The sequence below is a fragment of the Streptomyces sp. XD-27 genome (assembly GCF_030553055.1).
In the GTDB taxonomy this organism is placed as follows: domain Bacteria; phylum Actinomycetota; class Actinomycetes; order Streptomycetales; family Streptomycetaceae; genus Streptomyces.
The window spans coordinates 1,935,716-1,951,093 of sequence record NZ_CP130713.1; the positions used below are offsets into that span (position 1 = coordinate 1,935,716).

Sequence of the window (15,378 nt, forward strand, 5' to 3'; positions counted from 1 at the left end):
CCCGCCCGGCATCACGGACACATCCCGCCCGGCATCACGGACACATCCCGCCCGGCATTGCGGACAAACGCAGAAGGCACGAGGCAGAGTTAGGCTCGCGATGGCCCAACCAAGCCCGCTCCACGGCATCCACGTAGGCCCGCGCCGCAACCGCCCCGCGACCGGCGCATACGATGCCCCCGGGCGCGGCTGACCCACCCATCGGCCGAGCAACCAACCGGAAGTAGGGACCCCAACACCGTGACTGCACTGACTCTCAGCACCTCTTCCGCGGCGACGCTGCGCGCGGACGCCGTCGTCGTCGGTGTGGCGAAGGGGCCGAAGGGCCCCGTCGTCGCACCCGGCGCCGAGACCGTGGACGCCGCGTACGACGGGAAGCTCGCGAGCATCGTCGAGACGCTCGGGGCGAGCGGCGCCGAGGGCGAGGTGACCAAGCTCCCGGCCCCGGCCGGGTTCAAGGCGCCGGTCGTGCTGGCGGTCGGTCTCGGCGAGGCCCCCGTCAAGGACGGGGACGGCCGGTTCGACGCCGAGGCACTCCGCCGCGCGGCGGGAGCCGCCGCCCGCGCGCTGTCCGGTGCCAAGAAGGGCGCGTTCGCGCTGCCCGTCCAGGACGCCGAGGACGCGGCCGCGATCGCCGAGGGCGCGCTGCTCGGCGCGTACACCTTCACCGCGCACCGCAGCGAGAACGGCACCAAGAAGGGCAACGGCAACGGCGCCCCGCTGGCCGAGGTCGCCGTCCTGGGCGCCAAGCCGCGGGACAAGGCGTTCAAGGCCGCGGCCGAGCGCGCCGCCACGCTGGCCTCCGAGGTCAACCGGGCCCGCGACCTGATCAACACCGCGCCCAACGTGCTGGACCCGAAGGCGTTCGCCGCTGCCGTCCAGGACGCGGGCAAGGAGCACGGCCTCAAGGTCGAGGTGCTGGACGAGAAGGCCCTGAAGAAGGGCGGCTTCGGCGGCATCCTCGGCGTCGGCCAGGGCTCGGACGCCCCGCCGCGCCTGGTGAAGGTCGCCTACACGCACCCCAAGGCGGACGCGACCCTGGCCCTGGTCGGCAAGGGCATCACGTACGACTCGGGCGGCATCTCCCTGAAGCCGGCCGGGCACAACGAGACGATGAAGTGCGACATGAGCGGTGCCGCCGCCGTGTTCGCCGCCGTCGTCGCCGCCGCCAGGCTGGGCCTGAAGGTCAACGTGACCGGCTGGCTGGCGCTCGCCGAGAACATGCCGTCCGGCTCCGCCACCCGTCCGGGCGACGTCCTGACGATGTACAGCGGCAAGACGGTCGAGGTGCTGAACACCGACGCCGAGGGCCGGCTGGTGCTCGCCGACGCGCTGACCCGCGCCTCTCAGGAGAAGCCGGACGCCATCGTCGACGTGGCCACCCTGACCGGTGCGATGGTCGCGGCGCTGGGCAACCGCACCTTCGGGATCATGGCCAACGACGACGCGTACCGCACCGCGATCCACGAGATCGCGGAGGAGGCAGGCGAGCCGTCCTGGCCGATGCCGCTCCCGACGCACCTGCGCAAGAGCATGGACTCCCCGGTCGCCGACCTCGCCAACATCGGTGAGCGGATGGGCGGCGGCCTGGTCGCCGGCCTGTTCCTGAAGGAGTTCGTCGGGGAGGGCATCACCTGGGCCCACCTGGACATCGCGGGCCCGGCCTTCAACGAGTCCGGCCCGTTCGGCTACACGCCCAAGGGCGGCACCGGCTCCGCCGTCCGCACGCTGGTCCGGCTCGCCGAGCGCACAGCCGCCGGCGACCTGGGCTGACGTACCTGCGACGCAGGACGGTCCCGGGCGTTTTGTCCGGGACCGTCCGGCCCGTACGACTGATTCCGCCCTCAACGAAATCCGTACGGCCTTACGCGTGAGTAACCCCTGGACAGAGCTCGACGGGTGTCTCACACACCGGCCCCGCGTCCCGCCGTCCGCCAACAAGTGCGAAGATGTTGTCCCGGCAGGACAGGGCCCCCATCAGAGGGCCGAAGCAATAGCGGCCGAACAACAGCCGCCGCCCGGTCACCGACGACCGGCCCCGGCGCACCATGCATGGAGGACGTGACGTGGCGAACGACGCCAGCACCGTTTTCGACCTAGTGATCCTCGGAGGCGGAAGCGGTGGTTACGCCGCTGCCCTGCGAGGTGCTCAGCTGGGCCTGGACGTCGCACTGATCGAGAAGGACAAGCTGGGCGGCACCTGCCTGCACCGCGGCTGCATCCCCACCAAGGCCCTGCTGCACGCCGGCGAGATCGCCGACCAGGCTCGCGAGGGCGCCGAGTTCGGTGTCAAGACCTCCTTCGAGGGCATCGACATCGCGGGTGTGCACAAGTACAAGGACGACGTGGTCGCCGGGCTCTACAAGGGTCTGCAGGGCTTGGTCGCCTCCCGCAAGGTCACCTACGTGACCGGCGAGGGCCGGCTGTCCTCCCCGACCTCCGTCGACGTGAACGGCCAGCGCTACACCGGCCGCCACGTCCTGCTGGCGACCGGCTCCGTGCCGAAGTCGCTCCCGGGCCTGGAGATCGACGGCAACCGCATCATCTCCTCGGACCACGCGCTGGTCCTGGACCGCGTCCCGAAGTCCGCGATCGTGCTGGGCGGCGGCGTCATCGGCGTCGAGTTCGCCTCCGCGTGGAAGTCCTTCGGCGTGGACGTGACCGTCATCGAGGGCATGAAGCACCTCGTCCCGGTCGAGGACGAGAACAGCTCCAAGCTGCTGGAGCGCGCCTTCCGCAAGCGCGGCATCAAGTTCAACCTCGGCACCTTCTTCGAGAAGGCCGAGTACACGGCCGACGGCGTCAAGGTCACCCTCGCCGACGGCAAGACGTTCGAGGCCGAGCTGCTGCTCGTCGCCGTCGGGCGCGGCCCGGTCTCCCAGGGCCTGGGCTACGAGGAGGCCGGGGTCGCCATGGACCGCGGTTACGTCCTCGTGGACGAGTACATGCGGACCAACGTGCCGACGATCTCGGCGGTCGGCGACCTGGTCCCGACCCTCCAGCTCGCGCACGTCGGCTTCGCGGAGGGCATCCTGGTGGCGGAGCGGCTGGCCGGTCTCAAGACCGTGCCGATCGACTACGACGGCGTGCCGCGCGTGACGTACTGCCACCCGGAGGTCGCCTCCGTCGGCATCACCGAGGCGAAGGCCAAGGAGCTGTACGGCGCCGACAAGGTCGTCGCCCTGAAGTACAACCTGGCGGGCAACGGCAAGAGCAAGATCCTCAAGACCGCGGGCGAGATCAAGCTCGTCCAGGTCCGCGACGGTGCCGTGGTCGGCGTCCACATGGTCGGTGACCGTATGGGCGAGCAGGTCGGTGAGGCCCAGCTGATCTACAACTGGGAGGCGCTGCCGGCGGAGGTCGCCCAGCTCGTCCACGCGCACCCGACGCAGAACGAGGCTCTCGGCGAGGCGCACCTGGCGCTGGCCGGCAAGCCGCTGCACTCCCACGACTAATCCCCGAGCGCGACCCATCAGCACAGATCGTTAGGAGCAACCGAAACCATGGCGGTTTCCGTAACCCTGCCGGCGCTCGGCGAGAGCGTGACCGAGGGCACCGTCACCCGCTGGCTCAAGGCCGAGGGTGAGCGCGTCGAGGCCGACGAGCCGCTGCTCGAGGTCTCGACCGACAAGGTCGACACCGAGATCCCGGCCCCCGCGTCCGGCATCCTCTCCTCCATCAAGGTGGCCGAGGACGAGACGGTCGAGGTCGGCGCCGAGCTCGCCGTCATCGACGACGGCACCGGCGCCCCGGCCGAGGCCCCCGCCCCGGCTGCCGCGGAGGCAGTCGTCGAGGCCCCGGCCCCGGCGGCGCAGCCCGAGCCCACCCCCGCCCCCGCCCCGGCGCCCGTCGCCGAGGCCCCCGCCGCCCCGGCCGGTGCGGCCGAGGGCACCGACGTCGTCCTGCCCGCGCTGGGCGAGTCGGTCACCGAGGGCACCGTCACCCGCTGGCTGAAGGCGGTCGGCGACTCGGTCGAGGCCGACGAGCCGCTGCTCGAGGTCTCCACCGACAAGGTCGACACCGAGATCCCGGCCCCGGTCTCCGGCACCCTGCTGGAGATCCTGGTCGAGGAGGACGGCACCGCCGAGGTCGGCGCCAAGCTCGCCGTGATCGGCGCCGCCGGTGCGGCTCCTGCTGCCCCGGCCGCTCCGGCCGCCCCGGCCCCGGCGCCCGCCGCCGAGGCCCCGGCTCCGGCGCCCGCTCCGGCCGCCCCGGCGCCCGCTCCGGCCCCGGCCGCAGCTCCGGCTCCGGCTCCTGTCGCCCCTGCCGCCCCGGCCCCGGCGCCCGCGCCCGCCCCGGTGGCTCCGGCCGCTCCGGCTCCGGCTGCCCCGGCCGCCCCCGCTCCGGCCGCCGCCGGTGGCGAGGGCGCGTACGTCACCCCGCTGGTGCGCAAGCTCGCCGCCGAGTCCGGCGTCGACCTGGCCGCCGTCCAGGGCACCGGCGTCGGCGGCCGTATCCGCAAGCAGGACGTCATCGCCGCCGCCGAGGCCGCCAAGGCCGCCGCCGCTGCGCCGGCTCCGGCCGCCGCCGCTCCGGCAGCCGCCAAGAAGGCCCCAGCCCTCGAGGTGTCCCCGCTGCGCGGCCAGACGGTCAAGATGACCCGCATGCGCAAGGTCATCGGCGACAACATGATGAAGGCGCTGCACAGCCAGGCGCAGCTGTCCTCGGTCGTCGAGGTCGACATCACCAAGCTGATGAAGCTGCGCGCCCAGGCGAAGGACTCCTTCGCCGCCCGCGAGGGCGTCAAGCTCTCCCCGATGCCGTTCTTCGTGAAGGCGGCGGCCCAGGCGCTGAAGGCCTACCCGGTCATCAACGCCCGGATCAACGAGGACGAGGGCACGATCACCTACTTCGACACCGAGAACATCGGTATCGCGGTGGACTCCGAGAAGGGTCTGATGACCCCGGTCATCAAGGGTGCGGGCGACCTGAACATCGCCGGCATCGCCAAGAAGACCGCGGAGCTGGCGGGCAAGGTCCGCGGCAGCAAGATCACCCCGGACGAGCTGGCCGGTGCGACCTTCACCATCAGCAACACCGGCTCGCGCGGTGCGCTGTTCGACACGATCATCGTGCCGCCGAACCAGGTCGCGATCCTGGGCATCGGCGCCACGGTCAAGCGTCCGGCCGTCATCGAGACCGCCGAGGGCACCGTCATCGGCGTCCGCGACATGACGTACCTGACGCTCTCCTACGACCACCGTCTGGTGGACGGCGCCGACGCCGCCCGCTACCTGACGGCCGTCAAGGCGATCCTGGAGGCCGGCGAGTTCGAGGTCGAGCTCGGGCTCTGACCATGGCGGTGGCCGGACCACGGTCCGGCCACCGAGGATCTCAACGAGGTCGAGCTCGGTCTGTAAGGCCCCTGGCCTTACGTGTTACCAGCCTCACCAGCGGCGCCCCCGCCCGGAACCCCTTCCGGGCGGGGGCGCCGCCGTATTGTCTACGCATCGCCCCGCCGCCCGCCGAGGAGCCCTTCATGACCAGCCCGCCCGTCGTCCACTCGCTGCGCGAACAGATCCGCGAGCACATCGTGGAGGGGATCGTCAGCGGGCGCTGGAAGCCGGGCGAGCGGATCGTGGAGCGGCGGATCGCGGTGGAGCTCCAGGTCAGCCAGACGCCGGTGCGGGAGGCGCTGCGCGAGCTGGAGGCGCTGCGGCTGATCGAGTCCGCGCCCAACAAGGGCGTCCGGGTACGGAACCTGACCGCCGCCGACCTGGAGGAGATCTATCCGGTGCGCGCGGGCCTGGAGCAGATCGCGGCGGAGCTGGCCGCGGAGCGGCTGGCCGCGGACGTCTCCGCGCTGGAGCCGGAGGTCGCGGCGCTGTACGAGGCGGACCGGGCGGGCGACGGGGAGGCGCAGGTGCGCCATACGGTGGCCTTCCACCGGGAGCTGGTGCGGGCCGCCGGGAACAGCGTGCTGCTGCACACCTGGGAGGGCCTGGGCATCGAGGTGTTCACGGCGCTGTCCATCCGCTGGCTGGGGACCCGCCAGCAGTCGTACGCCGAGGAGCACGAGGCGCTCGTCGAGGCGTTCCGGCGCCGCGACCCGCGGATCGGCGAGCTGGTCAAGGCGCACGTGCTGGGCTGCGCGCCGCGCGCCTGACGCCGACGCCCCCACGGCACCCGCACCCGACTCGCCCCTTTTATCCCGGCACTCCGTGCCTTATTTCGCGGCACGGAATGCCAATTTCGCCCAATGGAGAAGTTTTTCGCTCCAATACTTTGATCGATCATCGATCAGCGACTTACAGTCGACGGCGGGCCACCGCCCACCGCCCTGTCCTGCCAACTTCAGGGCTTTCTGCCACCACCCCCTTCGAGTCCGGAAGGCGGCGCTTCATGACCGACCTCGTACCCCCTCAGCCGAGCGAGCTCGACCAGCTCCCGGACCGGGACCCCGAGGAGACCGCCGAGTGGGCGGCCTCCCTGGACGCCGTCGCCAAGGCCGCGGGCCCGCACCGGGCCGCGTACCTGATGCGCCGCACGCTGGAGCACGGCCGGAGCGCGGGTCTGGCCCTGCCGGGGCTGGTGGAGACCGACTACGTCAACACCATCCCGACCGCCGCCGAGCCCGCGTTCGCCGGCGACGAGGACATGGAACGGCGGATCACCGCCTGGAACCGCTGGAACGCCGCCGCGATGGTCACCCGCGGCTCCCGCTTCGGCGTCGGCGGCCACATCGCCACCTTCGCCTCCGCCGCCTGGCTGTACGAGACGGGCTTCAACCACTTCTTCCGCGGCAAGGAGGCCGACGGGTCCGGCGACCAGCTCTACATCCAGGGCCACGCCTCCCCCGGCATCTACGCCCGCGCGTTCCTCGACGGGCGGCTGACCGAGGAACACCTGGACAACTTCCGCCAGGAGGCGGGCGGAGCGGGCCTGCCGTCCTACCCGCACCCGCGCCGGCTGCCGTGGCTGTGGGAGTTCCCGACGGTCTCCATGGGACTCGGCCCGCTCTCCGCCATCTACCAGGCGCGCTTCAACCGCTATCTGACCAACCGCGGCATCAAGGACACCTCGGCCTCCCACGTCTGGGCGTTCCTGGGCGACGGCGAGATGGACGAGCCGGAGTCGACCGCCGCCCTCGCCCTCGCGGCGCGGGAGCGGCTCGACAACCTCACCTTCGTCATCAACTGCAACCTCCAGCGCCTGGACGGCCCGGTCCGCGCCAACTTCAAGATCGTGCAGGAGCTGGAGGCCCAGTTCCGCGGCGCCGGCTGGAACGTGGTCAAGTCGCTGTGGGGCTCCGCCTGGGACGAGCTGTTCCGGCTGGACACCACCGGCGCGCTGGTCCGCCGCCTCCGCGAGGTGCCGGACGCCCAGTTCCAGACGTACGCCACCCGCGACGTCGCGTACATCCGCGAGCACTTCTTCGGCGCGAACCCGGCGCTGGTCCAGCTCGCCGGGGTGCTGTCGGACGCCAAGATCGCCGAGTGCTTCCACACCTCGCGCGGCGGCCACGAGGCCCGCAAGGTCTACGCGGCGTACAAGGCGGCTGTGGAGTTCAAGGGCGCGCCGACCGTGATCCTGGCGCAGACGGTGAAGGGCTACACGCTCGGCCCCGGCTTCGAGTCCAAGAACGCCAACCACCAGATGAAGAAGCTGTCGGGCAAGGAGTTCCGCGCCATGCGCGACCTGCTCGACCTGCCGATCCCGGACGCCAGGCTCGACGAGGACCTGGTGCCCTACGGCCACCCCGGCCCCGACTCCCCCGAGGTCCGCTACCTCCAGGAGCGCCGCGCTGCCCTCGGCGGCCCCGCGCCCGCCCGCCGGGTGCACCCCGTCGCGCCGCTGCCGCAGCCCGAGGACCGCGCCTTCGCGCCGCTGCTCAAGGGCTCCGGCAAGCAGGAGATGGCCACCACGATGGCCTTCGTCCGCCTCGTCAAGGACCTGATGCGGGACAAGCAGTCGGGCAGGCGCTGGGTGCCGATCGTCCCGGACGAGGCCCGTACGTTCGGCATGGAGTCGCTCTTCCCGTCCGCCGGCATCTACTCGCCGCTCGGCCAGACGTACGAGCCGGTCGACCGCGACCAGCTGATGTACTACAAGGAGGCCGCGGACGGCCAGATCCTCAACGAGGGGATCACCGAGGCCGGCGCCATGGCCGACTTCATCGCCGCCGCCACGTCGTACGCGACGCACGGCGAGACGATGATCCCCTTCTACATCTTCTACTCGATGTTCGGCTGGCAGCGCACCGGCGACCAGATGTGGCAGCTCGCCGACCAGCTCGGCAAGGGCTTCATCGTCGGCGCCACGGCGGGCCGCACCACCCTGACCGGCGAGGGCCTCCAGCACGCCGACGGCCACTCGCACCTCATCGCGTCGACGAACCCGGCGTCGCTGAACTACGACCCGGCCTTCGCCTACGAGATCGCGGTGATCGTCAAGGACGGCCTGCGCCGCATGTACGGCGAGACCGCGCCCGGCGAGGACTCGGACGTCTTCTACTACCTGACGGTCTACAACGAGCCCAAGCACCAGCCCGCGATGCCCGAGGGCGTCGAGGAGGGCATCGTGCGCGGCCTGTACCGGTTCACCGCGACCGACGACTCCCAGCTCCAGATCCTGGCCAGCGGCACGGCGATCCACTGGGCGCTGGACGCCCGGCGCCTGCTTGCCGAGGACTGGGGCGTGACGGCCGACATCTGGTCGGCCACCTCCTGGAGCGAGCTCCGCCGCGACGCCCTGACCTGTGACGCGGCGCGGCTCCAGGGCGAGGACCGGATCCCGTACGTCACCCGAGCCCTGGCAGGCGCACCGGGCCCGGTCCTCGCCGTCAGCGACTGGATGCGGGCGGTCCCCGACCAGATCGCGCCGTGGGTGGAGCAGGACTGGACCTCGCTGGGCACGGACGGGTTCGGGCTCTCCGACACCCGGGACGCCGCGCGCCGCCACTTCGGGGTGGACGCGGAGTCGATCACGGTCGCCGCGCTGGCGGCGCTGGCCAAGCGGGGCGAGGTCGAGCCCGCCATGGTGGCGAAGGCCCGGGAGCGCTACGGCCTCTGAGTCGACCGCGGGGGTCTCGCCGCGGGGCCCCCGCCCCGTGATGTCAGTGGCAGCGTGCACGATGACGTCATGCGCGCTGCCCGGCTGATCAGATTGGTGCTCCTCCTCCAGAACCGGCCGTCGATGACGGCTGCCGAGCTGGCGCGGGAGCTGGAGGTCTCCGAGCGCACGGTCGCGCGGGACGTCCTCGCGCTGTCCGAGGCGGGGGTCCCGGTGTACGCGGACCGCGGCCGGGCCGGGGGGTACCGCCTGATCGGCGGCTACCGCACCCGGCTGACCGGCCTTGGGCGTACGGAGGCCGAGGCGCTGTTCCTGTCCGGGGTGCCGTCGGCGCTGCGGGAGATGGGATTGGCGGACGCGGCCTCGGCGGCGCGGCTGAAGGTCTCGGCGGCACTGCTGCCGGAGCTGCGCGACGCGGCGGACGGCGCGGCGCAGCGCTTCCACCTCGACGCGCCGGGCTGGTACCAGGAACCTCAGACGCCCGAGCTGCTGCCCGTCGTCGCCGAGGCGGTCTGGGACGACCGCCTGATCCGCGCCCGCTATCTCCGCAAGGACGCCCGGTTCCGTTCGCCGGACGACGAGGTGGCGCGGGAGCTGGCGCCGTACGGGCTCGTGCTCAAGGCGGGCGTGTGGTACCTGGCGGCTCGGGTGGGCGGCCCCACCGAGCCGGGTGACCTGCGGGTCTACCGGGTGGACCGCTTCGCGGCCGTCTCCGTGCTGGAGGAGCGGTTCATACGGGACCCCGCGTTCGCGCTGCCGGAGTTCTGGGAGGAGCGGGCGGCGGCGTTCGCCCGCTCGCTGCTGCGCACCGAGGTGGTGCTGCGGCTGACCCCCGAGGGAGCGCGCCGCCTGCCGTACACGACGGACCGGACGGCCGGTCAGGACGCGCTGGCGGCGGCCGGGGACCCCGACGAGCAGGGGCGGGTGACCGTCACCCTGCCCGTCGAGACGCTGGAGGTCGCCTACGCGCAACTGCTGGCGCTCGGCCCGGAGGCGGAGGTCCTGGCCCCGCCGGAGCTGCGCGAGCGCTTCGCACGGGCCGCGGCGAGAAGCGCGGCGCTGTACGGCCGGCGCGCACCGGTGTCGCCCGGCTACCGGTAGTCCGCCTCCTTCGGCTCCTTCCCCGCCTCCTCGGCCATGATGTAGCCCCACGCGTCAGGCCGGGTCCCGTCCACGTCCGTGAAGCCGTAGACCCGGGCCAGCTGCCCGCTGGACAGCGACTGCCCGTTCCAGCGCGCCACGTCCGGGTCGGCGGCCAGGGCCGCCACGGCCCGGCCGACGTACACGGGCGACTCGGAGATGCAGAAGTGCGGGTCCTGCTCGACCGCATCGCGCCAGTTCTCCTCCGTCACCTTCATGTGCGTGTCGAGCATCGCCTCCGACCGCAGGTACCCCGGCGTGATGCAGACCGCCGTGCAGCCCAGTTCCCTGAGCTCCTCTCCGAGGTCGAAGGCCATCCGGATCGGCGCGTACTTGGCCAGGTCGAAGTGGAACTGCCCGCGGTACTTCGCGTTGTACTCGGCCGTGCCGTCGGTGACCTCCACCACCAGCCCGCCCGGCCGCCGGGTCAGCAGCGGCAGCGCGTGGTGGCTGGTGATGATGTGGCTCTCGACACCCAGCCGCAGCATCCGCAGCCCCGCGTCCAGGTCGATCTCCCACATCTTCTTCGTGTGGAAGCCGCCGGCTTCGATCCACAGATAGTCGCCGCCCCACATCCCGTTGACCAGCACGTCCAGCCGGCCCTGCTCGCGGTCGATGCGCTCGACCAGCGCCCGGACCTGCTCGCGCTCCAGGTGGTCGGTGGGCACGGCGATCCCCGCGCCGCCCGCCGCGGTCACCAGTTCCGCCGTCTCCTCGATGGTCTCGGTCGGCCGTCCGACCTCGCTGACCCGGTCGCGGGTGGTGCGCCCGGTGACGTAGACGGTGGCGCCCTCGGCTCCGAGGGCCACGGCCATCGCCCGGCTCGCGCCCCGCGTCGCCCCCGCGACCAGCGCGATCTTGTCCGCCAGTACGCCCTGTGTGCTCATCGCCCGCTCTTCCCTTCGGTCCGCCGTGCGGTTGACGTCATCGACGCTCCCAGTGAAAGCAGACACCTCCTGTCCGCTTTTCGCAGCGACAGCGAAACCGCCGCATCCGGCCCGCTCCGCGTGCGGGGGCGGTGCGCAGGCCCGATCCTGGTCCCGTGATGGACGAAACGGAGTTCTGGGAGCTGGTGGACAGCACCCGCGAGGCCGCCGCGGGAGACCCCGAGGACCAGTCCGACCTGCTGGTCGAGCGACTGGTGCGGATGGACCCGGACGCCGTGCTGGACTTCGCCCGGCACTTCGAGGCGCGGTTCAACCGCGCCTACCGCTGGGATCTGTGGGGCGCCGCCTCGGTGCTGCTGTACGGGGCGAGCGACGACGCGTTCGACAACTTCCGGTACTGGCTGATCGGACAGGGGCGGGAGGTCTTCGAGGGCGCCCTGCACGAGCCGGACGACCTGGCGGATCTGCTGGAGGACTTCGACGAGGAGCGCGACGGGGACTGCGAGGACCTCGGCTTCGCGGCCGACGAGGCGTACGAGCGGCTGACCGGCCTCCCGCTGCCCGACCTGGGGCTGCCGCCCCGAGCGGACGAGCCGGCGGGCACGCCGCTGGACTTCGAGAACGAGGACGTCCTGGCGGACCGCTTCCCCAGGCTCTGGGAGCAGTTCAGGTCGTGAGCGGGCGCGCCATGCACACGTCGTCCACGTACGCGCCGTCGAGCAGGAACTCGCCGCGCAGCACGCCCTCCACCACGAACCCCTCCGACTCGTAGAGCCGCCGGGCCGGGCCGTTGTGCCCCAGGACCCGCAGTGTCATGCGGACCGCGCCCTCGCTCCGCGCCGCCTCGTACGCCGCGGACAGCAGCGCCCGCGCCACTCCCTTGCCGCGCGCCCACGCCTCCACCGCCAGCCCCTGGATCTGGCGGACGTGGGCGTTGCAGGCCAGCGGCGTCGGCGGCACCAGGCGCAGGAACCCGGCCGGCGCCCCGTCGACCTCGGCGACGAGTATGTGCTCGGGCCGGTTGCGCTCGGTGAAGAACCCGCCGTACGGGGGCTCGGGGCGCGGCTGTACGGCGTGCAGCGTCGACCAGGTCCTCGCGTCCACCGCGGCGAGCGCCGCGTCGTCGTCGAGCGTGGCGGTACGGATCAGCAGCTGGGACATGCCTGACACTGTGCCAGGCGGACCCGGGAGTCCGACATTCCGGAGGGCGGCCGTCCCCAAGGCCGAGGGGCGCGCGGGGTGCTCGCGCGCCCCCCACCCCGCCCCGCTGGGCGACTCCGGCCACACCGGTGCGGATTGTGCGACCGGCGTGCGCCTGTGCCCGGTCGGTGCGCGACTGTCGGCAAGCGTTTTCCCTCCTACCGTCGTCGTCAGACGTATCCCGGCCGCCCGCCCGGGGCATGAGGCTCCCGAGCGACGCACCGACCTCGGGGAGGGCACGTGCTCCAGCGCGCGGAACGCACAGACGTCGTGATCGTGGGGGCGGGGCCGGCCGGCCTGTCCGCCGCTCACCAGCTGATATCCGCGGGGGTGTCGGTCACGGTCCTGGAGGCCGCGCCACGGGTGGGCGGCCGGATGGCCACCGACAGCGTGGACGGCTTCCGGTTGGACCGCACCGGGCGGCTGCTCATCACCTCCTTCCCCGAACTGCGACGCCTGCCCGGGCTGAACGGGCTCACGCTGCGGCCGTTCTCGCCCGGCGTGCTGGTGCACGGCGACGGCCGTACGCAGCGCGTCGCCCCGCCCCGGAGCGGAAGGGGCGCGTTCACCACGGCGCGCGCCCTGGCGACCGCCGCCCGGGCCCCGCTCGGCGGCGCGCTCGACCAGGCGCGGCTCAGCACGGCGCTCGGCAGGCTCGCCGCGCTGCCGCCGGCCCGGCTGCTCGCCCGCCCCGACCGCCCCGTCGGCGAGACCCTCACCGGGCGCGGTCTGCCCACCCGTACTGCCGAAACCTTTCTGCGCCCGTTGCTGGTCTCGCTCCTGGGCGATCCGGACCTGACCACCTCCAGCCGCTGCGCCGATCTCGTCCTGCGCGGCTACGCCCGCGGCCGCCTCTGCCTCCCGGCCGGCGGTACGGCGGCCTTACCGGAGCTCCTGGCGGCCGCGCTGCCCCCGGGGACCGTCCGTACCGGAGTGCGCGTCACCTCGGCGTCCACCACCGCGGTGACCACTGCCGAGCACGGGGACTTCGGCTGCCGCTCCGTCATCGTGGCCACCGGCGCCCACGCCGCGGCCGAACTCCTTCCGGGTCTGCGGCTGCCCGGCTTCCACCCGGTCACCGTGCTGCACCACACGGCCCCGCACTCCCCGCTGCACGAACCCTCGCTGATCCTCACCGCCGACCGCCGCGGCCCGCTGGCGCACACCGCCGTGGTCAGCGAGGTCGACCCGTCCCGCACCCCGCCGGGGCGCCCCCTGATCACCTCCACGGTGCTCGGCACCGCCGCCGGACTCCCCCTGACGGACCTCGACCGCGCGGCCCGCCGCCAGCTCTCCGCCGTCTACGGCACGCCCACCACCGACTGGGAACTGCTCGGCGCCCACCACGACCCGTACGCGATCCCCGCCATGCCCGCCCCGCACGACCTGAGCCGCCCGGTACGGCTGCTGTGCGGGCTGTACGTGTGCGGCGACCACCGGGACACCAGCTCGGTGCAGGGCGCCCTCTTCTCGGGCCGCCGCGCGGCCCGCGCGGTCCTCCACGACTTCGGCCTCACCCCGGCAACGGACACGCCGCTGCCGTCGGCAGCGTAACCACGCACGGCGAGACAGCCGACGACGGCGGCCCCGGCCCACCCACGCACCCGGCACCCAGCCGACGACTCACCCCAGCGCCGCCACCCGCTCCCGATACCCCCGCACCGGCGCCGCGTCCCGATACGGCTCCAGCCGCCGCTCGAAGTCGCGCACGTACTCCACCGCCCGCGCCGACCGCATCTCCGACGCCTGCTGCGCCGCCTCCGCCCCCAGCGCGCACGCCTGCTCCAGCTCACCGAGCCCCAGCCGCGCCGTGGCCAGCACCACCCGGCAGAACAGCCGACTGCGCGCGTACCCCGCGCCCCGCAGCTGGAGCGACCGCTCCGCGTGCTGCGCCGCGCTCCGGTACTGCTGGAGGTCCCGGTAGCTGTGCCCGAACTCGTCCGCCAGCTGCGCCTCGTCGAAGAACCGCGCCCAGTGCGGCACCTCGTCCCCCGGCCGCGCCGTCTCCAGCGCCCGCTCCGCCCGCGCCAGCGACGCCGAGCAGGCCCGCACATCCCCCAGGACCGCGTGCCCGCGCGCCTCGACCGCGTGCAGCAGCGACTGCACCACCGGGGGCGCCCCGCTGCCCACGCCCTGCTGGGCGACCCGGGCGAGCTGCACGGCTTCGCGCCCGTGCCCCAGATAGACCGCCTGCCGGCTCATCGTCACCAGCACATAGCTCCCGTACGCCCGGTCCCCCGCCGCCTGCGCCAGCCGCAGTGCCTGGACGAAGTACCGCTGGGCCAGTCCGTGCGCCGCGATGTCGTACGACGTCCAGCCGGCCAGCCGGGTCAGGTCGGCGACGGCCGCGAACAGCCGCCGCCCGGTCGCCTCCCCGTACGTGCCGCGCAGCATGGGCTCGCCCTCGTGCTCCAGGTAGCGCACCAGGGCTTGGCGGGCGTGCCCGCCGCCGTACGCGTGGTCCAGGGTCCGGAACAGTTCGCCCACCGACCGCAGGGCCGCGATGTCGCCCATCGACACCTTGTGGCCGGGACCGCGGTCGGCGGTGATCTGGCGCTGCCGCGGCACGCCCGGCCGTCCCTGCGCGGGCACCCGACCCTGCGCGGGGACCCGGCCCGGCGCGGGCGGCGCCGGCTCGCCGCGGGCCACCCGGTCGTCGGGGCGCCCGATCAGCCAGTCGCGGCTGGGCACCACCAGGCCCGCCGGGGTGAAGGCGATCTTGCGCAGTTCGACGTGGTTGCCGGAGTCCTTCCGCCACAGGCCGCTGACGATGTCCACCGCCTCCTCGGGCGTCGCGGCGAACTCCAGCCCGGCGTACACCGGGGCGCACGCGTCCAGCCCGAGGTCCTGCGCGGACAGCCGCCGGCCCAGTCTGCGGGTGAAGACCTCGGCGATGAGGGCCGGGGTCGTCCCCCGCGGCTGCTGCCCGCGCAGCCACCGGGTCACGGACGTCTTGTCGTAACGCAGATCGAGGCCGTGCTCAAGGCCGAGCTGGTCGACCCGCCGGGCGAGCCCGGCATTGGAGAAACCTGCCTCGGCGATGAGCGCCGCGAGCTGACGGTTGGGGTTGCGCTGCGGGGATCGTTCCGTCATCAGCCTGCCGGTCTCCCTGATCGCTCTGTGGAACGGCGCGAATTTA

At 73.0% G+C, this 15,378-nt stretch carries 11 protein-coding genes; 8 read left to right on the top strand and 3 right to left on the bottom strand.

Annotation, left to right across the window (positions count from 1 at the left end):
- The first annotated feature begins 240 nt into the window (after positions 1–240).
- From Q3Y56_RS08265 to Q3Y56_RS08290, 6 genes are all read left to right on the top strand, one after another.
- Entirely contained in the window at positions 241–1,773 is a 1,533-nt protein-coding gene (locus Q3Y56_RS08265) for a leucyl aminopeptidase (protein WP_304461300.1), read from the top strand.
- Between the two features lie 293 nt (positions 1,774–2,066).
- Positions 2,067–3,455, top strand: coding sequence for a dihydrolipoyl dehydrogenase (lpdA, locus tag Q3Y56_RS08270; protein ID WP_304461301.1), 1,389 nt, complete (start codon positions 2,067–2,069; stop codon positions 3,453–3,455).
- Positions 3,456–3,503: 48 nt separating this feature from the next.
- Entirely contained in the window at positions 3,504–5,294 is a 1,791-nt protein-coding gene (sucB, locus tag Q3Y56_RS08275) for a 2-oxoglutarate dehydrogenase, E2 component, dihydrolipoamide succinyltransferase (RefSeq protein WP_304461302.1), read from the top strand.
- Positions 5,295–5,479: 185 nt separating this feature from the next.
- A complete protein-coding gene (locus Q3Y56_RS08280) occupies positions 5,480–6,106 on the top strand; it encodes a GntR family transcriptional regulator (protein ID WP_304461303.1) in 627 nt (208 codons plus the stop codon).
- A 236-nt stretch (positions 6,107–6,342) separates the two neighbouring features.
- On the top strand, positions 6,343–9,012 hold the full coding sequence (gene aceE, locus Q3Y56_RS08285) for a pyruvate dehydrogenase (acetyl-transferring), homodimeric type (RefSeq protein WP_304461304.1): 2,670 nt from the start codon (positions 6,343–6,345) through the stop codon (positions 9,010–9,012).
- A gap of 69 nt (positions 9,013–9,081) precedes the next feature.
- Entirely contained in the window at positions 9,082–10,113 is a 1,032-nt protein-coding gene (locus tag Q3Y56_RS08290) for a YafY family protein (protein ID WP_304461305.1), read from the top strand.
- Here the strand turns inward: Q3Y56_RS08290 and Q3Y56_RS08295 are convergent.
- On the bottom strand, positions 10,104–11,039 hold the full coding sequence (locus tag Q3Y56_RS08295) for an SDR family oxidoreductase (protein WP_304461306.1): 936 nt from the start codon (positions 11,037–11,039) through the stop codon (positions 10,104–10,106). The genes Q3Y56_RS08290 and Q3Y56_RS08295 overlap by 10 nt on opposite strands.
- A gap of 158 nt (positions 11,040–11,197) precedes the next feature.
- Between Q3Y56_RS08295 and Q3Y56_RS08300 the strand changes: the two genes are divergently transcribed.
- Positions 11,198–11,716: a DUF4240 domain-containing protein gene (locus Q3Y56_RS08300; protein ID WP_304465516.1), complete on the top strand. Its 519-nt coding sequence runs from the start codon at positions 11,198–11,200 to the stop codon at positions 11,714–11,716.
- Here Q3Y56_RS08300 and Q3Y56_RS08305 read toward each other — a convergent pair.
- The gene (locus tag Q3Y56_RS08305; RefSeq protein WP_304461307.1) at positions 11,706–12,200 is read right to left on the bottom strand and encodes a GNAT family N-acetyltransferase; all 495 of its coding nucleotides are present in this window, start codon (positions 12,198–12,200) and stop codon (positions 11,706–11,708) included. The genes Q3Y56_RS08300 and Q3Y56_RS08305 overlap by 11 nt on opposite strands.
- Positions 12,201–12,479: 279 nt before the next feature.
- Between Q3Y56_RS08305 and Q3Y56_RS08310 the strand changes: the two genes are divergently transcribed.
- Entirely contained in the window at positions 12,480–13,793 is a 1,314-nt protein-coding gene (locus Q3Y56_RS08310) for an NAD(P)/FAD-dependent oxidoreductase (protein WP_304461308.1), read from the top strand.
- A 69-nt stretch (positions 13,794–13,862) separates the two neighbouring features.
- On the opposite strand, the gene Q3Y56_RS08315 is transcribed toward Q3Y56_RS08310, so the two are convergent.
- Entirely contained in the window at positions 13,863–15,332 is a 1,470-nt protein-coding gene (locus Q3Y56_RS08315; protein WP_304461309.1) for a regulator, read from the bottom strand.
- Between the last annotated feature and the right edge of the window lie 46 nt (positions 15,333–15,378).